Consider the following 20,281-nt stretch of genomic DNA (forward strand, 5'->3'; position numbering starts at 1 on the left):
AAATGAAGATAATATGTGTAGTCTCAAATTATAGAGAACACATTTTGGAAGCGGATGATCATCTTTGTGAGGGACCAATATTTTTTTTAAAACCAGACAGTTCTATTTTGCTAAAGGGGAGACCCTTTTTTATACCCGAATTTTCAGATTCTATATTTCACAATGTGGGGTTGTTGGTAAAAATAAATAGAATAGGGAAATATATATCAAAAGAATTTGCTCATAAGTACTATGATGAAATAGGCTTGGGAGTAGATTTTACTGCCACAGATGTATTAGATAAACTAAGAAGAGATTATTTGCCCTGGGAAAAATCTAAATGTTTTGACGGCTCGATGGTAATAGGTAAATTTATAGACAAGAAGAATCTAATAAATGATTTCAGTTTATTAAAAAATGGTTTAGAGGTCCAGCGTGGGAATATAAATGATATGATTTTTAGTATAAATGATATAATATCACATGTATCTAAGTTTATGACAATGAAAATAGGTGATATTATTTTTACAGGCACTCCTTTTGGTTCATCTATAGTTAAGCCCAATGATTTATTAGTAGGCAGATTAGAAGGCGAGCAAATGTTTGAGATAAAAATAAAATGATGAATAATCTAGTTTAATCTTTTTGTTATGGAGTACAATGATGCGATATCTAAAGCTAAGACTTGGTTGACACAACCATATGACTTAGAGACTAGAAGAGAAGTAGAAAAGCTCATTTTAAGTGATCCTGAAGAGTTAAGAGAATCATTTTATAAAAACTTGAATTTTGGAACGGGTGGCATTAGAGGGATTATGGGAGTGGGGACTAATAGAATAAATAGATATACACTAGGAATAGTCACTCAGGGGCTGAGTAATTATTTATTTAAATACTACGGCGACGATCACTTATTAAGTGTGGCAGTAGCATATGATTGTAGGAATAATAGTAGAAATCTTGCTGAGAGTGTTGCTGAAGTTCTATCGGCAAATGGCGTAAGAGTTTTCATATTCGATGATATACGACCAACGCCAGAATTATCTTTTGCTATAAGGCATCTTAAGTGCAATGCAGGCATAGTCATCACTGCTTCACATAATCCTCCAGAGTACAATGGTTACAAGGTATATTGGAATGATGGCGCTCAAGTTGTTCCGCCTAATGACAGAAATATTACAAAGGAGATAGACAGTTTAGATATAAAAGATGTAAAATTTGTAAATAAAAAATCACTTATTACTAAGATAGGCAGAGATATCGACGATCTTTTTTTAGAGGAAGCAATCGAGAACACTTGTTTTTCAGTTAGAGGAAAGGAAGATTTAAAAATAGTTTTCACTCCCATACATGGGACTGCTACTAATATTCTGCCACAGGCCTTAGAAAGAGCTGGTTTTACACAAGTATATACTGTTGAAGATCAGATGAAAGCCGATGGTAATTTCCCTACGGTAAAATCTCCTAATCCTGAAGAGAGAGAGGCCTTAAATATGGCGATATCTCTAGGAGAGAGTAAAAAGGCAGATTTGATAATAGGCACCGATCCAGATGCAGATAGAGTTGGGATAGGTGTTAGGGATTTAGAAGGAAATATTATTCTGTTAGATGGGAATCAGACTGGAGCAGTTATGGTTGATTTTTTACTCTCTAAATTACAATCTAGTGGAAGGTTAGTTGGGAAGAATTTCATAGCTATTAGTATAGTTACTAGTGATATAATTAAGAGTATAGCCGATAATTTTGGAGTAGATTGTAAAAGGGTATTTACTGGGTTTAAATGGATAGGCAATGAGGTTAGATTACTAGAAGGTAAATCTAAATTTATCATAGGTGTAGAAGAGAGTTATGGTTATATGATAGGGGATTTTCTTAGAGATAAAGACGCTGTAACTTCATCTTTATTAATTTGTGAAATAGCTGCTGAAGCCAAACAAAGAGGAGAGAGTTTTTATTTAAGGTTGATAGAATTGTACAGAAAATACGGATATCATCAAGAAAAACTTCTTTCGATTACTAAAAATGGAATGGTTGGCACTGAAAAGATATTGAGCATCATGTCAAGATTTAGAAATGCTCCTCTTGATAAAATAGATGGATCTAGAGTAGTAAAGATAATAGATTATGAAGAAGATAATAATCCAAATGGAGATAGTATCTTACCAAAATCAAATGTTATAGTGTTAAAAACTGCTGACCAAAGCAAAGTGTCAATTAGGCCATCAGGCACGGAGCCTAAGATAAAGTTTTATTTATCTATAAAGAGCAAAATGGATGAGTTAGATTTAAAGACTACAGTTGAAAATGGCACTAGAAAGCTCGACAGAATAACAAAAGAGCTATTAGAATATATAGATTAGATGATCAACAAGTAGAAATATTTAGTGATACACGTATTATTAATGTACAAAAGCTAGCAGACACAGAATATGTCTGCTAGCTTTATGTTTTTTTTCGCAGAGCTCACAGTTAGAACTGGTAATAGTATGTTGTTTAATTCTTAATTATCTTAAACGATGCAGATAAGGTGTTTCCGTCGGTTATATGCATAATATACCCTGCAGTTGGAAAATCTTGTAAATCTACTTGAGTTAGATTTGAAGTTATATCTTTATTCAAAAGTAGTTTTCCGTCATAGCTATATATCTTGTATTTAATCCTTTGGCTGAGTAAAGTCTCCATATCTCCCTCTGAGTTAATTCCATCTATTTCTATTGTCAGAAGATCAACAACAGGATTAGGATAGACTTTGAAGTTTCCTTCTGGAAAGGTTGGTTTGATAAGTTCATCGTCAGATATAGGATCATCTCCTAGAATCTCAAATAATTCAAAAGAATGTTGAATACCTTCGTGTACGGTAGTGCCATCTTCCCCTTCAAGGGTATTAAAGAACAGTTGTCCTAGGCTATAACTAAAGCTGCCAGCAGAGTTGCTAGCTGTACCTCCCGACGAATTGAATGATTGCTGAGCTCTAGATGATAAAGAGCAAGACAATAATACTACAAGACAAGAAATAAGAAACCTATTAGGGATAACATTAACTTTTTGTAAGAACATAACTAGCCTTTTTTTATATCAAAACCTCTCCACTGTATGCAAAGGTAAAACTTTTTTTTTAAAAAACCTTTTTTAGGGGGGCGAAAATATGTACTTTGGTCATTCTTTTTTTAACTAAAGATGAGTTCAAAATCACGAAACCTAAAAATAGGTGATAAAGTGTCGGTTATAGATGACGATTTAGATGGGATCATAGTAAGCATAGTAGATGATAATATCTCATTTGTAAGTGATGATGGGATGCAGTTTGAATGTTTGGTAAATGAGTTAGTTCTCTGTGAAGATTTAACTAAACATTGTGTTGATACAAAGAAATATTTTAGCAGTAAGGATTTTGAGGTTCGTGATAAACCTAATTTTAAAAAATCACGGTCCAAACTCATAGAGATTGATTTACATATAGAAACTACAGCGGGTAAGTATGTAAATTTATCTAATTCAGAAATTATTAGACTGCAAATATCACTAGCAAGAGAGAGATTGGATGAGGCTATAGAGTTGGATATAGAACAAGTGGTATTTATACACGGTGTGGGAAATGGTACTTTGAAATGTGAATTATCCAAATTATTTAGATCTAATTACAGTGGTATTGTAAAATACAATGATGCTCCATTGCACGTTTATGGTAGAGGAGCGACTACTGTACACATATTATGATTGGTTTGATTTTTTATTTAAAAGATATACATTTGTCCCTCGAATTTTCTTCATTTGTGCGATATTATTTGTTTTTGTGAGCAGATAGGAAAGGTTGTTTATGTGTAGTTTTTTCATTTGCTATATACTGAGTTTAAGATGATAAACATAACGGTAAATGGTAAGCCCATGTCGGTATCTCCCGATACTACTGTGTCGGATTTATTATCTGAGATGGGTGTAGAGGAGTGTGGAACTGCGGTAGCTTTTTCTAATGAGATTTTATCGAGCGCTCTATGGTCTAAGCAAACATTTAAGGATAATGATAAAATGATTGTAATAAGGGCAATTCAAGGTGGTTGATGTGTAATTTTAAGTCAGATGAAAAGATCAAATAAAATACCTACAGAGGCCTCGGTTAGCAGAGCCCCATTTCCTTCTTCCAAAAAAATTTACGTAAAGGGTGGTATACACGATATAGAAGTTGCCATGAGGGAAATAACTTTGACTAGTTCAAATACTGATAATTCCTTAGGTGAGCAACGCAAGGATACCATCATTGTTTATGATACTAGTGGTCCTTATACAGATCCTGATGTAGACATAGACATAACTACAGGTTTGAAAAGGTTACGCGAAAGTTGGATAAGGGATAGAGGCGATGTAGATGAATTATCTACCCCTTCCTCTTCTTATGCAGCAAAGGTGTTAAACGATGGTAGTAAACTGTACTTCAAAAACACAAATGTCCCTTTCAGAGCAAAGCAAGGGAGGAATGTGTCACAGATGTATTACGCTAAGCAAGGGATTATTACCCCTGAAATGGAATACGTGGCTATACGCGAAAATCAAAAAATTACAGAGGTCAGGGAATATGTGAAACAGCACCCTGGCAATAGTTTTGGGGCTATGATACCTTCTGAGATAACTCCAGAATTCGTTCGTAGTGAGATAGCCATGGGTCGGGCGGTATTGCCGTCAAATATAAATCATCCAGAGATGGAGCCAATGATTATTGGCAGGAATTTTCTAGTGAAGATCAATGCTAACATAGGTAATTCTGCTGTCACTTCTAGCATAGAGGAAGAGGTAGAGAAGGCTGTTTGGGCTTGTAGGTGGGGAGCAGATACTATCATGGATTTATCTACTGGAAAAAACATACATGAGACTAGAGAGTGGATAATAAGAAACTCTCCTGTTCCAATAGGAACTGTGCCTATTTATCAGGCTTTAGAAAAGGTAAATGGAAGAGCCGAAAGGCTTTCTTGGGAAATATTCAAGGATACTCTTATAGAGCAGGCAGAACAGGGAGTCTCTTACTTTACAATACATGCAGGAGTGCTATTGAGGTATATTCCCCTCACTGCTAACAGGGTAACTGGAATAGTATCGCGTGGAGGCTCTATCATGGCTAAGTGGTGCTTACACCATCATAAAGAAAGTTTCTTATACACTCATTTTGAAGATATATGTGAAATTATGAAAGCTTATGATGTGGCTTTTTCTTTGGGAGATGGATTGAGGCCAGGGTCCTTAGCTGATGCTAACGATAAAGCTCAGTTTAAGGAATTAGAAACTTTAGGAGAGTTGACGCGTATAGCTCACAAACACGATGTTCAAACTATTATAGAAGGGCCTGGTCATGTGCCAATGCATATGATAAAGGAAAATATGGATAAGCAGTTAAAAGAGTGTAATGAAGCGCCTTTTTACACTTTAGGTCCTTTGACTACAGATATAGCTCCTGGATATGATCATATTACCTCTGGTATAGGCGCTGCTATGATAGGGTGGTATGGATGCGCTATGCTTTGTTATGTAACTCCTAAGGAACATTTGGGGTTACCAAATAAGGAAGACGTCAAGACAGGGGTAATAACGTATAAAATAGCTGCTCATGCTGCTGATTTAGCTAAGGGTCATCCTGGGGCGCAGGTCAGAGATAATGCTATAAGTAAGGCTCGTTTTGAATTTCGTTGGGTAGATCAATTTAACTTGTCTCTAGATCCTGATACTGCTAGATTATTTCACGATGAAACTCTACCTGCTGAGAGTGCTAAAGTAGCTCATTTTTGTTCTATGTGCGGTCCGCATTTTTGTTCTATGAAGATCTCTCAGGATGTTAGGGATTATGCAAAGAAAAAGGGATTAGATACACAGGAGGCTATAGATAAAGGCTTAAAAGAGAAGTCTTTAGAATTTGTAGAAAAAGGAGGAAATATATATGTAGATGGTTAGAGAAAATAAGTGTTTTTTTTGATCATTTCAGATTTGTGATAATAATTCAATCCCAAAATTTACCTTAAATAGAGTTTGTGCAAAAATAAAATCATATGATGAAAAATAAGTTTTTGGTTGTTGGTAATGGAGCGAGAGAGAGTGCATTTGCTATTAATCTTTCCAGCGATAGTATTGTATATGCTGTTATACAACATAAAAACCCCACTATAGTAGAATGTGTGCAAAATACGCATGGAAAATATTTAGTAGCTGATGTGAACGATCCTGATGTGGTCTTAAATTTTGCCAGAGATAATGAAATAGATTATGTCTTTGTAAGTTCTGATCAGCCTTTGGCTAATGGAGTTGTCGATGTATTATTAGAAAATAATATAAGAGCCATAGGCGGAACAAAAGAGGCCACTAGAATAGAGTGGGATAAAATTTATTCTATCGATTTAGTCAAGAAGGTCTGTGGTGAGTGTGTGCCCTTTTACTTAGTGGTATCTAATGATAAAGAGTTAGTAGATGCAGTAGAAGAATTCAAAAAAAGAAGATTAGATATAGTTGTAAAACCACAGGGTTTGACAGGTGGCAAAGGGGTGAAGTTAATGCCTAATCACTTAAAAAAATATGAGGATTGTATAGATTACTCTAGGATATTACTAAAAAATAATCCTACTGAGAGGGTATTACTCGTAGAGAAATTAGATGGTATAGAATTTACTATTATGGGTTTTACCGATGGTGAAAACTTAGTATTATCTCCTGCTTCGTATGATTATCCATATAGGCATGAGAATGATTTGGGAGATGGAACAGGTGGAATGGGATGTTTCACAAATTCGGAATTAAAACTTCCTTTTATGAGTGACAGTGATTTGGATCAATGCAAAGAGATAATGAAAAAGACATTGTCGGAGATGAGAGAGAGAAATTTAAATTTCAATGGGATTTTGAATGGTGGCTTTTTCAAGACCAAAGATGGAATAAAATTTATGGAGTACAATGGGAGATTTGGAGATCCAGAAGCCATGAACGTGTTGAGTGTTTTAAACGAACCATTATCTACAGTATTAGAGAATATATGGCATAAGAAGATATCTGAAGATAATATAACTTTTGTGGGCAAGGCAAGTGTAGTTAAATATTTGGTGGCTAAGGAATATCCTCAAAAAAGTGAGTCTGAAACGTTATTTTCCATAAAAAAAGAGGAAATGTCCAAATTCGGGATCTCAATATTTTGTTCTTTTTGTGAAGAATTGGGCAATAGAGGCGCTTATACTGAGTATAAAACGTTAAAGACATCTAGAGTTATAGCATTTGGTTGTATTTCAGAGGATATAGAATCTGCTTCAGATTTGATTAATGAAGCAATTGAAAAATATGTCATGAGGCAAGGTCTAGAATTTAGAAGAGATATTGGTTCTAGAGAAAACTTGATCCTTTTGTCAGAAAAGGCATCTAAGTATTGAGTAGTTATTATCCACAGGATTGTTTTACTTGTGAAGTATATTTTGTTTTAGTCTATTGGTAGACAGATGGTGGATTTTTTTAAAAAAATCTAAAAATGGGTTGTTCGAGTTGTTCTCAAGATGGGCGAAGTCCTATAGGATGTAAAAATAATGGGTATTGCAACTCAGGGGGATGTTCCAAATTAAATGTATTTAACTGGTTTTCTAATATGAAATTGCCAGAATCTGATCCCGTGTTCAACTGTGTGGAGGTTCGTTTTAAAAACGATAGAAAACAATTCTTCAAGAATAGCGAAAATCTAAAAATTCGAGTGGGCGAGGCTGTAGTAGTACAAGCTGATATGGGTTATGATATTGGAACTGTCAGCATTGTTGGAGAATTAGCTCGTATGCAAATGCGCAAAAAAAAGGTCAAAGAAGATGATGGCTCCATAAATGAAATACTTAGAAAAGCTTCTGAAAAAGATATAGAAAAATGGCAAGAGGTTAAAGCTAAAGAGGATAATACTCTATTTGTAGGTCGTTGCATTGTAGGAGATTTAAGTCTGAAAATGAAAATATCTGATGTGGAATATCAAGCAGATAATACTAAAGCATTTTTTTATTATACATCAGAGAAAAGAGTAGATTTTCGTATTTTGATAAAAGAGTTAGCAGTTCGTTTTAGGGTTAGAATAGAGATGAAACAGCTAAATCAAAGACAAGAGTCGGCTCTTGTTGGAGGTATTGGATCTTGTGGAAGGGAATTGTGTTGTAGCACATGGCTTACAGAGTTTAAATCTGTGAATACCAAGGCTATAAAATATCAACAACTCTCTTTAAATCCAGAAAGGGTAATGGGGCAATGTGGAAAATTAAAATGCTGTCTGAATTATGAATTGGATTCCTATGCCAGTGTGTTGAAGACATTCCCTAAAGAGTCAAAACTATATACGACCAAGGGAGTTGCTCTGTTTAGCAAGATGGATATCTTAAAAGATATAATGTGGTTTTACTATAAAGATGATAGTGATTCAGGACTTTTTAAAATAAAGAAAGAGGATGTGCACGATATGGTAAATAAAAACAAAATGGGTAAAAAAGTCATATCCTTAGAGGACTACGCCATAACGGATGATGTATAAGTATTAATTGAGACTTTTATGTTTTGGTTTTTTATTTTTTTTGTTATTACTGCCTGTAAGAATGATGTAATTTACCATCGGGATTATGTAATTGAAGGCGGATGGGTTAAGGATAGTATAGTTTCTTTTTCTTTTGAGATAAAAGATATAAAGAATAAAAAGGATATATTTATACACCTTAAAAATAATGATGAATACGAGTTTAGTAACTTGTACTTTTTCACTAAAATGATTACCCCAAAAGGGGTGGTTATAAGGGACACTTTAGAATATGAGATGACAGATATAAATGGTAAATGGTTGGGCTCTGGAATATTTGGGGGCATACAAAACATTCTTATCTATAAGAGTTTTTTCAGTTTTAATGATGTGGGTTTGTATAATTTGCATTTGCAGCAAGGTATGAGAAGAGATATTTTGAAAGGGATAGAAGAGGTTGGGTTGAGAGTAACCGATTCAGATGTAGAGTAAAGTGAAAAAATATAAATTTTACAGTTGTGTAATTGTATTTATATATCTCTCGGCAGTTGCTTTTGTGGGGTCGTTATTATACCTAGGAGCCAATGGTCAATTTGGTGAGTTGCCACCTGTTGAGTATATACAAAACCCCAAAATAAATTTGGCTTCTGAGATAATATCTTCCAATGGAGAGGTGATAGGAGTATTTTACGAAGAGAACAGAACACCTGTAAAGTATACAGATATTTCTAATCATTTAGTCGATGCTCTTATAGCTACTGAAGACATTCGTTTTTTTAGTCATTCCGGAATTGATTTTAGATCTTTGGCTAGAGCTGCTCTTAAATTGGGCTATTCTGGTGGAGCTAGTACTATAACACAGCAATTGGCAAAGATGTTATTTACCAAGAGCCCTTCTACTGATTTTTTCGAGAGGTTAAAGCAAAAGGTAAAGGAATGGATAATTGCTGTAAGGCTCGAAAGACAATACACAAAGCAAGAGATAATAACTATGTATTTCAACAAGTTTGATTTTTTATATCAGGCTGTAGGAATAAAGTCAGCGGCTAAAATCTATTTTGATAGTACTCCAGATAGTTTAAAGATAGAAGAGGCTGCCGTATTGGTAGGAATGGCTAAGAATCCCTTTTTGTATAATCCTAAGAAATTCCCTGAAAATTCCTTAAAAAGAAGGAATGTAGTTATAGATCAGATGTATAAAAATGAAAATATATCTAGACGAGAAAGGGATTCTCTTATTCAGATTCCTTTAAATATTAAATTTAGTGTTGAAGATCACAACATAGGGATAGCTACTTATTTTAGGGAATATTTGAGACTGCATTTAAATCAATGGATTAAGGAATACGCCAAAGAGTCAGGAAAAAAATACAATCTATATAGGGATGGATTAAAAATTTACGTCACATTAGACTCTAGGATGCAAAGGTATATGGAGGAAGCCATGAAAGAGCATTTATCTAATCTACAAGAGATATTTTTCAAAACACATAAAGACAATATTACAGCGCCTTTTCTTGAAATCACTCAAGAGGAAGAAGAAACTATTATGAGGAATTCTATTAAGGTAACAGGTAGATACAAGGAATTAGTCAAGAATGGGGTCGACCAAAGCAAAATAGATGAAATATTTAATAAAAAAACAAAAATGACTTTATTTTCATGGAAAGGCGACATAGACACATTGATGTCTCCATTAGATTCCATAAGATATTACAAGCATTTTTTGCAGGCTGGAATAATGAGTATGGAGCCCAATACAGGACACATTAAAGTTTGGGTAGGTGGTATAAATCACAAACATTTCAAATACGATCATGTAAAGAAGGGCAAGAGACAAGTAGGTTCATCTTTTAAACCATTTGTATATGCCACTGCTATAAATCAATTGCATTTATCTCCTTGTTATAAGTTGCCTAATACCAGGGTCCTTTTTAAAAAGGAAGATTGGGATATAGCAGAAGATTGGTATCCAAAGAATGCAGGAGATAAATACGGTGGTATGATCTCGCTAAAAGAGGGATTAGCTAGATCCTTAAATGTCATCACAGCTAGATTGATGAAGATGATAGGGCCTAGACCAGTTGTCGCCCTTGCAAAGAAAATGGGAATTACATCTGATATACCTCAACAACCTTCTATATCTCTTGGCACTCCAGATTTATCTGTATACGAAATGATTGGGGCTCTATCGGTATTTGCTAATAAGGGCATGTATATAGAACCTAAATATATACTTAGGATAGAAGATAGGTACGGTAGTGTATTATTAAATCGAGAAAACACTGGAATAGTGAGAGAGGTCATGAGTGAAGAAGATTCTTTTGCCACATTAAAACTTATGACAGGTGTCACCCAGTATGGAACTGGAGTTCGGCTTAGGACTAGTCACATGAGTTATCCTTTTGATTCTTCTACTGGTTATCCTTATGCATTTGTAAATGAAATAGCTGGTAAGACAGGGACTACTAATAATCATTCTGATGGATGGTTTACTGGAATAGTGCCTAATTTAGCGACTTGTGTTTGGGTTGGAAATGAAGATCGCTCTGCGCATTTCGAAGATTTAACATTTGGACAGGGGGCTACTACAGCTCTGCCTATTTGGGCTTTGTTTATGAGAAAGTGTTATAACGATTCTACACTGAATGTCAGTATGGATAATTTTGAATCTCCTGAGAATATGAAAATAAATGTAGATTGTAAAGATGGGGTATACAATGATAAAAAAAACGATACGGAGTTTTGAAATAAAACAAAGAAATATATTTGCATCTCTTTTCAAGTACACAATCTATGATTAGATATTTTATCTCTTTTTCCCAAAAGAAGAGAAATATAATTTTTCTTTTGACTTTTTTAATTACGTATATATCCCACGGTCAAGAGAAACACACGAAATTGCATAAAATAATTCAGGGTGAAACAGTTTACAGCATATGTAAAATGTACAGTATCTCGGAGGATGCGTTTTTTAAATATAATCCTGATATTAATAGAGATAGTCTTAAAATAGGTGATAGTGTAATTATAGTTGATGATAACTATATTAGTTATCACGTCAAGAGCAAGGAAACGCTTTTTTCAATCAGCAGGGAGTACAATATATCTATAGATGAACTTAAAAGAATAAATCCTTTTTTAAAAGATGGGCTTAAAGCAGGAAATGTATTATTGATACCAGTGGTGAAAGAAGAGGATTTAAACGATGTAGATGTCGCATTAGAATCAGACTTGGATACCCAAAAAAGAGTAGAGAGCATAGAGCTGGGGATTACAGAGGATAATTCTCAGAGATATTATGACAGCTTAGATATAAAAGCAGCACAACGAGTCGATTACGTCAGTGTAAAAGACACATTACATAAAAGATCTTTAGATGTTTGTCTTATGTTGCCATTCAATAAATCAGAAGTGTCTTATAGCTTTTATAATGGGGTGCGTTTTGCCTTAGATTCTATTAGTATAGAAGGGGTTGATATAAAACTATCAGTATACGACACAAGGAATGATAGGAGAATTATAGATAGCATAATAAAACGAGATGATTTCTCTAATACAGATATTATTATAGGTCCTCTTTATAGTTCAAACGTAGAATTCTTGTCAGATAAGTTAAGGGGGCGTATTCCCATTATTGTTTCGCCTCTATCTAAAAGAATAGTCTTAGATAAGAGACCTAATATAGTTAATACTGTCTCTTATGCAGAGGATATGCATAATACTATTCTATCTTATTTTGTTCAGAACTATAGTTCTGGAAGAATATGTATAGTTGGAACTTACGACGACTATAAGGAATTTTTAAAGGTTAAGAAATTTATTTCTAAGGTAGCTCCTATAGATAGTGTACAATCCATATTATTGGAAAAACATAAATTGGAGAGAGATACTCTTATGGTTAAGATAGATTCATTTGCTGTGAACAATTTTATATTGGCTACCAAAGATGATGTTATCACAACAGATTTAATAAGTAGTGTATATGGATTAGGAGATACTGTAATACCCAAGATTTTTCTATTAGAAAAAACAGATATGATTGAAAAATTGGAAAGCGAATATTTGTCTAATGTAGAATTACATTTTCCAGATGTGAATCATATAGATTATCGAGATGAAGACACAAAAGAATTTCTGAAAAGGTATAGAAATAAATACTACACAGAGCCAGATAAATACGGGCTCATAGGCTTTGATGTCACTTATGATATTTTATCAAAAAAAATATTTGGCAAAGATATAAACACTCCAACAAAGGGTCTGTACAGCAGATACATATATGAAAAAACAGCTTTAGGAGGTTATAAGAATAAGCATTCGCATATAATTAAATATGAGAATATGGAAAAAAAGGAATTATTCTTAAAAAAGGAGGACATCACAGATGAAATAGAATACGAATCAGACTCAGACTCAGACTCAGACTCAGACTCAGACTCAAAAACAGATAGCATTCCTAATTTAGATGGTATACAAGGATGATATAGATCGAAAATATTTAAGGGATAAATGGAATAAAGTGATATCTGTGTTATCACTTAGGTTCTCCCAAGGAGAGAATTTAGACATAGATAATGTATTATACATCATAGGACTGAGAGAATTTGGTCAGGTTAAAACAAAATTTTCAAAAGATCAAAAGGTAAACTTGATGCATATTGCCATTTGTAGACTGTTGGAGCCATATGGTTATTATGCTATGGAAGGTATAGATCATGATGGATGGCCTCATTATTCTGAAGTGGAGAAGCTTCCTAATATGAGTGTGGGAGAACAAACTATATTTTTAAAAAAGGCTGTAATAAATTATTTAGAAGACGAAAAAATTATATGATTCTTATGAGAAAAAAAACAAGCTTATTAATGATTTTGATGTATTTAAGTTTAAGTGCTATGGCACAGAAAGTTAAAGAGTTAAAGGAGGTGGTAGTTACCGATACTCAGTTTAGGGTTCCACTGAAAATTTCGGGAAATAGTGTAGTCCTTATTTCAGAAGAGGATATAGAAAAACAACAGGGCAAAAGTATATCTCAGTTAATAAATCAAGTTTCTGGTATAGAGATAAATGGAACTCATGGTAATTTGGGTAATAATTTAGCTTATTACATCAGAGGGGGTAGGACAAAGGATGTTCTCATATTAATAAATGGTAAGCCATTGACAGATCCTTCAGGAATTTCTTTTACTTACGATCTCAGGAATGTAGACTTATCTCAAGTGCAACAGATAGAAATAGTCAAAAGTGGAGCAAGTGCATTATATGGATCTAATGCAGCTACAGTAATAGATATAAAGCTAAAAAAATACTCTAAGGATTTGTCATTATCTACCAATCATAGATACTCTTCTCACAATACTTTTGACAATAATATTCAATTGTATCTAAATTCAGAAAATATCAATACGAGTATGTTTCTCAGTAATACTTATTCTGATGGGTTTTCATCTGCTAAGACAAATAATAGTGATGAAAAATTTGATAATGATGGATTCCACAGGCAAAATGCAACTGTTAATTTTATGGGTTCTCCATATGAAAATATATTTACAGAGGTAGAGGCGAGTTATACCAAATACAAGCATGATTACGATTTTGGATCATTCTCAGATGGCGAACAAAATGGAGTTAGTAAGCAGAAGAATATTTCTATTAAAGGGGTATATGAACCTGCAGAAGATTTATCTGTTTCCTTGTATTATTTGTTAAACGATATAAAAAGGGAAGATTTTACCTCTCTTGATAAGAGAAATAGTTTTTACAGAGGGATGTCCCACAATATGAAATTATATTTTAAGTATACTATTTCAGAGAGATTAAAAATATTGATTGGGTCGGACTATAATAGGTTTTCTATGGATAATCTATCATTTGGAAACACTGACAAAGGTAAATACGATGTTTTAGATGCTTATTTTTCTACTCTTTCTAATTGGAATGGGCTGAATTTTCATCTAGGAGCTAGATTAAATAATCATAGCAATTATGGAATGAATTTTGTGTATAACACGAGTTTGTCTTATTTATTTGGGATTACTGATAATACAGATTTAGTAATAAAAACGAATTTATCTAATTCTTTTAATGCTCCTAGTTTATATCAATTATTTTCTAAGTATGGATACAAAGAGCTAAAGCCTGAACAAATATACAATATAGAAGGAGGGATATCTCTATATTCATTTAACAGATTTAATTTGGATATTTTATATTTCCATAGGCAAGAAAATAATGCTATTATATACGATCGCATGCGTTATGCTAATATAGATGATAAGAGAACAGTTCATGGTAGTGAATTGAATTTGAAATACGATATAAATTACATGTTATCTATTTTGGGAGATGTTAGTCTTTTATGGACTGATAAAGAGGAATTATTTTACAAAATTCCAAAACAGAAATATGGAGTAGGAGTAAATATAATTCCATTTGAAAATTCTAATTTAAATCTGCAGTATAGATATACGAGTAAAAGAGAGGAAAATGTATATGATATGAAAGAGAAAAAGAGTATCGTAAAAACTTTAAAGCCATTTGGTTTATTAGATCTTCATGCTAATTATAAATTTTTAGAAGATAAGAATCTGACTTTATCACTATTTATATACAATCTGCTCGACAAAGACTTTATGACAATGTATGGTTATAATACCTCTGGGATAAGTTTTTCAATAGGTGTTAACTATGTGATATAGTTTTCTGTATATTTTTGTTATCTTACGGCGTAAAAACAGGAGGTATCTGTTTTCTGTTTTTTTGTTATTTCGTTTAAGATTTTAGATTGGTGTCAAGTAGTTAATTTTACATTTGAAATTTCAATTTTATACTGATATATATGTAACTCGATGGTTAGTTTTTGTAATTATGATTGTATAAAATAATACTTTAAATTTGTCTGCTTCTTTAAAAAGAAAAGAATATGATTTATTTTAAGCAAATACTAGAAAACGTTATTCTCGATAGAATATTTTTTGTTTTGTCTTTTTTGTCCTTGATTTTTCTAAATTCTTGTAGTTCTGGTGCAAGTAGTGCGACTGGATGGGGTTTTAATGATCCAGCAAATGGAGGTTTTTCTGTAAATACTGGTTATTCTGGTCAGCAAGCAGCTCCAGGATTAGTCTTTATAGAGGGTGGCTCTTTCATTATGGGAAGGTCTCGTGATGATGTAATGGCTGATTGGAATGTTACATCTATTAGGAAACACGTTCCTTCTTTTTTTATGGATGAGACCGAGGTAACTAATGTTATGTACAGGGAGTATTTATTTTGGTTACAGAGGGTTTTCCCTCCTTCAGAAGAATTTTTCAAAAATATTTATAAGTCGGCTCTCCCGGATACTTTGGTGTGGCGTGATAGATTTTCCTACAACGAAGTTTATGTCAATAATTATTTAAGACATCCCGCGTATAATGATTATCCTGTTGTTGGGGTGAGTTGGGTTCAAGCTACAAAGTACGCTGAGTGGAGGACGGATAGAGTAAATGAAAAGGCTCTGATAGATTTGGGAGTACTAAAGGACGTAAATGGTTCTAAGGATAAAATTATAAAGGGAGGTTCTAATTTTGTAACAGATGCATATTTAGATGATCCAGAAAAGGTGTTTGGTGGCAATACTGAGGGGGTTTATGAAAGGGGCTTACCTGATTATACTACTTCTTCTGAAGAGGTTACAAATTCTAATTTTGAAGGTAGACATGTAAATGTAGAGGATGGTATTTTATTACCTAAGTATAGGCTTCCTACAGAAGCTGAATGGGAGTATGCTGCACTTGCACTAATAGGTGAAAGAACAGGTAGTAATGTAGAAGGAGGCAGGCTTTATCCTTGGTCAGGTAAAAAGCTAACAGATGACGATGGTTACTTATTAGCTAACTTTAAATTAAGTCAAGGTAATTATAGTGGTGTTGCTGGATGGACTACTGATAAAGCAGATGTGACTGCTCCTGTAAAATCGTATCCGCCTAATGATTATGGCTTATATGATATGGCTGGTAATGTTTCTGAGTGGGTTTTAGATGTATATAGGCCTAGTGTTCAGGGAGAAGGAGATTTAGAAGATTTTAAGTATCATAGAGGTAATATTTTCAAAAAGTCCAAATTGGATGCTGAAGGTAATAGAGTTAGGGTTGGGGAAGAGGAAATAAAATACGATACTCTTGCAACTGGTAGGATTATGGCTAAGAATCTACCTGGTCAGTTATTAGAAGAGAATATCACACCCAATGATACTTATATGAGAAAAAATTATCAAATATCTGATAATAGGGATTATTTAGACGGAGATGAATTATCTGTTAAGGCTTCTTTCGGAGCTAAAAAGCCTATGTATAATGATCCAAAGAATACTGTAGAGGTAGACAATACGGGGAAAATAACTGGGAAGTACGACACCAAGGGGAGCACTTTCATAAATAATGATGTTAGGGTATATAAGGGTGGTTCTTGGGCAGATAGGGCTTTTTGGTTAGATCCTTCAAATAGAAGGTTTTTACATCAGGATTTATCTAATGCATTTATAGGGTTCAGGTGTGCTATGGATAAACTCGGAGAGGTATCCCTTAAAGGGAGACAATACGAAGGTGTTAGACAATAGCTTTTTCTCACCTGGAATATAAAAATACAAAGAACAGTAATATAGCCAGAGGCAGACTCTTATTTCAGTTTCTTTATGAAGAAGGCTACTTTTTTAAGTTTAGTTTCAGGCTTGGCTCTGTCTTGTTCTTGGCCGACTTATGGATTATCTTATCTGATTTTTTTCTCTTTTGTTCCTTTATTATTAGCCATAGATAGCTTAGGAGACCAAAGGTTTAGAACTATAAAGGTTTTTGGTCTTTCTTATATCTCTTTATTTATCTGGAATCTATCTACTACCTATTGGCTGTTTTATTCTACTGTTATAGGTGCTTTTTTGACTATTTCATCTACTGCTCTTTTTATGAGCATTATATTTGTAGTATACAGTAAGGTAAAAAAAATATTAGGATATAATTTATCTCTTATATTATTGGTTATGTTATTCATCTGCTATGAAAAGCTCCAGACAATATGGGATTTGGCATGGCCTTGGCTCAACTTAGGGAATGTGTTTTCTAATAATTCGGATATTGTCCAATGGTATGAATACACTGGTAGTCTAGGTGGTAGTTTATGGATTTGGGTTATAAATGTGGTCTCCTTTAAAAGTTATCTGTATTTCAGGAAAACAAAGCAAAAGTCTGTATTGAGGAAACAGAGCATATATATAGCATTGTGTATTACAGCTCCCATAATTATATCCCATTTAATATTGTCTAACTATGAAGAAAATGGTCAAAAGGTAGATGTTTGTATACTGCAGCCCAATATAGATAGTTACACAGAAAAGTTCAATTTTACTAATTATAGTATGATTGAAAATATATTTGATCTAGTTAAGGACGTAGATTTAACCGAAAAGGACTATCTAATATCTCCTGAAACTTCATTACCCAATCAAATAGACACATCTGAATTAGAGAGTGAAATAAGTATTTTAGAATTAAAAAAATATACAAGTCAATATCCTGAACTATACACTGTAATAGGAATAACTTCTAAAAGAGATTACAATCAAGGGGATGTTTTGCCCTATTCTGCCAGAAAGTATATAGATTACGATATTTGGTATGATATTTATAATTCAGCTATACAATTGCATGATGGGGATAGTATAGATATATATCACAAATCCAAACTAGTTCCTGGAGTGGAAATATTGCCATTTAGTAGTATAGTAAAGCCTATTATAGGCAATAGATTTGTAGATTTGGGAGGGGTATATGGAAGTTTAGGAACACAAGATAGTAGAGAGGTTTTTTTCAATAAAAATGGGATTAAAGTTGCCCCCATAATATGTTATGAATCTGTATTTGGACAATATATCACCGAATATTTAAAAAAAGGAGCAGAGTTATTATTTATAGTCACCAATGATGGTTGGTGGAGTGATAGTCAAGGACACAAACAACATCTAGCGTATTCTAAGATTAGGGCTATAGAAAATAGGAGATCAATAGCCAGATCTGCAAATACGGGAATATCTGCCATAATAAATCAGAAAGGGGAGATAGTAGACAGTCTACCATATGGTGAAAGAGGAGTATTAGAAGGTCAATTACATATTAATAAATCCCTTACTTTTTACTCTAAAAATGGAGACTATATAGCTAGGATAGCTCTTTTATTATCCGTAATAATCATACTTCTGTACATCTCAATTTTGTTGAAAATGAGATATATAAAAACTAGCTTAGATAGTTGATATAAATTATTTCAAGTGTACTTATTTTGTCAATCTTATGATATAAGATCACTTAGGGCTAATAACTTTTTTAGTGCTTTTTAGGTCGAATACATTATTTATAATGTCAATAGAGCTGCCATCATTTTTAATTATGTGATTGGCAATTTGTGTGGTTATTCTCTGTATCATCCTAGATGATATCAAATGGGCATCTTCTTTATTGAAAGAAGGCATTTTTTTTTCTAAAAAGTCTATTTCGGCATATTTTATATCATTTAGCATATCTCTAAAAGCATTTATGGTAGGGGCGAATTTCCTAGTTTTTACCCACTCGAGAAAATCTTTTTTATGCTCTTGTATTATCTCTTTGGCCAATGGTATCTGACTTTCTCTGTTTTTTAGAGTACTGCTTACTATTTTAGATATCTGATCTACATCTAGGTAAGTTATATTTTTCATCTCTTGTACTTTGTGATCTACATTTCTAGGAATAGATAAATCTAAAATCAAAATGTCTCTCTTAGAATAGATGTCATTTACTGTAATTAGGGGGACTGTTGATGATGTAGAAACTATCAATATATCAGCTAAATTTATTTGCTCAGTTATGTCTTTAGGGTCTACTAGATCCAATTTCATTTTTCCGGCAAATTTTTCTGCATTTTCTACTGTCCTGTTGTATAGTTTAATGCTTTTGCAAGTAGTGTGTTTTACTAAATTTTCACAAGTATTTTTGCCCATTTTTCCCATTCCATATAGTAAAATGGTCTTTTGAGGCAGAGTATCGACATTTTTAATAATATAATTAGCAGCTGCAAAAGAGACCGAAGCGGCCCCATCACTTAGAAGAGTGCTGTTTTTTATAGTTTTACTAGCCTGCATTACACTGTTTGTAAGCCTTTCGAAAAAACTGCTCAACACTCCATTTTTTTTAGAAGATCTAACAGCTTTTTTAAGTTGTCCTATGATTTCAAAATCTCCTAATATTTGACTTTTAAGACCACAACCGACTTCATATAAATGTGTTATAGCTTTTTGATCAGTATAGGTATAGCTTATGCTATCAAATAAATCTTTATTTCCATTGGAATATTTACAGAATATATCGATTAAGAGACTTTTATCATGAGCAAAAGCGTAGAGTTCAGTTCTGTTACAAGTTGAAATAATCAGCAGTGAGTCTACCCCTAGACCTAGAGCATACTTAAAAACATCTTCTTTAAGATCTTCAGAAATATTGAAAAGCCCTCTCAATTCGCTATTTGCCTTCTCATAACTCAATCCAACGACAAACAGATGTTTCCCTTGCTCTATGTGCTCAATCATATACTCAGTCGGATAAAAATAATATTGTAAAAATAGGTATTAAAATACGTAATAACAGACCAACGCGAAGGTAAAAATAAAAAGCTTGTAATTAAAATGAGCAGTTATAAAATGTGTAAGAAATGAAAGGGTAATTATTTTACAGACTAATTAAATTTTAAGTTGGATTATCTTTGGGGGTTGAATTTGAAAGAGTGTCTATAATATTTTCTTAGGA

Annotated in this window: 16 protein-coding genes; 14 read left to right on the forward strand and 2 right to left on the reverse strand. The window is 33.2% G+C overall.

Annotated features, from left to right (window positions below):
* Positions 1–2: 2 nt before the first annotated feature.
* Together JBKA6_RS02760 and JBKA6_RS02765 are read left to right on the forward strand one after the other, a co-directional pair.
* Positions 3–602: a fumarylacetoacetate hydrolase family protein gene (locus JBKA6_RS02760; protein WP_096685644.1), complete on the forward strand. Its 600-nt coding sequence runs from the start codon at positions 3–5 to the stop codon at positions 600–602.
* A 27-nt stretch (positions 603–629) separates the two neighbouring features.
* Complete coding sequence (locus JBKA6_RS02765; protein ID WP_096685646.1) at positions 630–2,339, forward strand: phospho-sugar mutase; 1,710 nt, start codon at positions 630–632, stop codon at positions 2,337–2,339.
* Between the two features lie 133 nt (positions 2,340–2,472).
* Here JBKA6_RS02765 and JBKA6_RS02770 read toward each other — a convergent pair whose 3' ends face one another.
* Positions 2,473–3,036 (reverse strand): T9SS type A sorting domain-containing protein, encoded by a 564-nt coding sequence (locus JBKA6_RS02770; protein ID WP_096685648.1) that lies wholly within the window; start codon positions 3,034–3,036, stop codon positions 2,473–2,475.
* A gap of 120 nt (positions 3,037–3,156) precedes the next feature.
* On the opposite strand from JBKA6_RS02770, the gene JBKA6_RS02775 reads away from it, so the two are divergent.
* The 12 genes from JBKA6_RS02775 to lnt all read left to right on the forward strand — a co-directional run bounded on the left by JBKA6_RS02775 (position 3,157) and on the right by lnt (position 18,756).
* On the forward strand, positions 3,157–3,696 hold the full coding sequence (locus tag JBKA6_RS02775; protein ID WP_096685650.1) for a Smr/MutS family protein: 540 nt from the start codon (positions 3,157–3,159) through the stop codon (positions 3,694–3,696).
* Positions 3,697–3,834: 138 nt separating this feature from the next.
* Positions 3,835–4,038, forward strand: a complete 204-nt coding sequence (gene thiS, locus JBKA6_RS02780) for a sulfur carrier protein ThiS (RefSeq protein ID WP_096685652.1) — start codon at positions 3,835–3,837, stop codon at positions 4,036–4,038.
* An 18-nt stretch (positions 4,039–4,056) separates the two neighbouring features.
* Positions 4,057–5,913, forward strand: a complete 1,857-nt coding sequence (thiC, locus tag JBKA6_RS02785) for a phosphomethylpyrimidine synthase ThiC (RefSeq protein WP_096685654.1) — start codon at positions 4,057–4,059, stop codon at positions 5,911–5,913.
* A 98-nt stretch (positions 5,914–6,011) separates the two neighbouring features.
* A complete protein-coding gene (locus tag JBKA6_RS02790; RefSeq protein WP_172843099.1) occupies positions 6,012–7,370 on the forward strand; it encodes a phosphoribosylamine--glycine ligase in 1,359 nt (452 codons plus the stop codon).
* Between the two features lie 209 nt (positions 7,371–7,579).
* Positions 7,580–8,494, forward strand: coding sequence for a PSP1 domain-containing protein (locus JBKA6_RS02795; protein WP_231952076.1), 915 nt, complete (start codon positions 7,580–7,582; stop codon positions 8,492–8,494).
* An 18-nt stretch (positions 8,495–8,512) separates the two neighbouring features.
* On the forward strand, positions 8,513–8,965 hold the full coding sequence (locus tag JBKA6_RS02800; protein ID WP_096685660.1) for a gliding motility lipoprotein GldH: 453 nt from the start codon (positions 8,513–8,515) through the stop codon (positions 8,963–8,965).
* A 1-nt stretch (position 8,966) separates the two neighbouring features.
* Positions 8,967–11,222 carry a transglycosylase domain-containing protein gene (locus JBKA6_RS02805; RefSeq protein WP_096685662.1) on the forward strand — a complete coding sequence of 752 codons (2,256 nt, stop codon included), beginning with the start codon at positions 8,967–8,969 and terminating at the stop codon, positions 11,220–11,222.
* A 47-nt stretch (positions 11,223–11,269) separates the two neighbouring features.
* Positions 11,270–12,958, forward strand: a complete 1,689-nt coding sequence (locus tag JBKA6_RS02810) for an amino acid ABC transporter substrate-binding protein (RefSeq protein WP_096685664.1) — start codon at positions 11,270–11,272, stop codon at positions 12,956–12,958.
* Complete coding sequence (locus tag JBKA6_RS02815) at positions 12,942–13,310, forward strand: hypothetical protein (protein ID WP_096685666.1); 369 nt, start codon at positions 12,942–12,944, stop codon at positions 13,308–13,310. The genes JBKA6_RS02810 and JBKA6_RS02815 overlap by 17 nt, the downstream gene beginning before the upstream one ends.
* Positions 13,311–13,315: 5 nt before the next feature.
* Positions 13,316–15,172 (forward strand): TonB-dependent receptor plug domain-containing protein, encoded by a 1,857-nt coding sequence (locus JBKA6_RS02820; RefSeq protein ID WP_172843100.1) that lies wholly within the window; start codon positions 13,316–13,318, stop codon positions 15,170–15,172.
* 224 nt (positions 15,173–15,396) lie between these two features.
* Positions 15,397–17,070 carry a gliding motility lipoprotein GldJ gene (gene gldJ / locus JBKA6_RS02825; protein ID WP_096685670.1) on the forward strand — a complete coding sequence of 558 codons (1,674 nt, stop codon included), beginning with the start codon at positions 15,397–15,399 and terminating at the stop codon, positions 17,068–17,070.
* Positions 17,071–17,145: 75 nt separating this feature from the next.
* A complete protein-coding gene (gene lnt, locus JBKA6_RS02830; RefSeq protein WP_096685672.1) occupies positions 17,146–18,756 on the forward strand; it encodes an apolipoprotein N-acyltransferase in 1,611 nt (536 codons plus the stop codon).
* 48 nt (positions 18,757–18,804) lie between these two features.
* Here the strand turns inward: lnt and hemA are convergent, their stop codons facing one another.
* Positions 18,805–20,064, reverse strand: a complete 1,260-nt coding sequence (hemA, locus tag JBKA6_RS02835; protein WP_096685674.1) for a glutamyl-tRNA reductase — start codon at positions 20,062–20,064, stop codon at positions 18,805–18,807.
* Between the last annotated feature and the right edge of the window lie 217 nt (positions 20,065–20,281).

This window comes from Ichthyobacterium seriolicida, assembly GCF_002369955.1.
Classification (GTDB): Bacteria; Bacteroidota; Bacteroidia; order Flavobacteriales; family Ichthyobacteriaceae; genus Ichthyobacterium; species Ichthyobacterium seriolicida.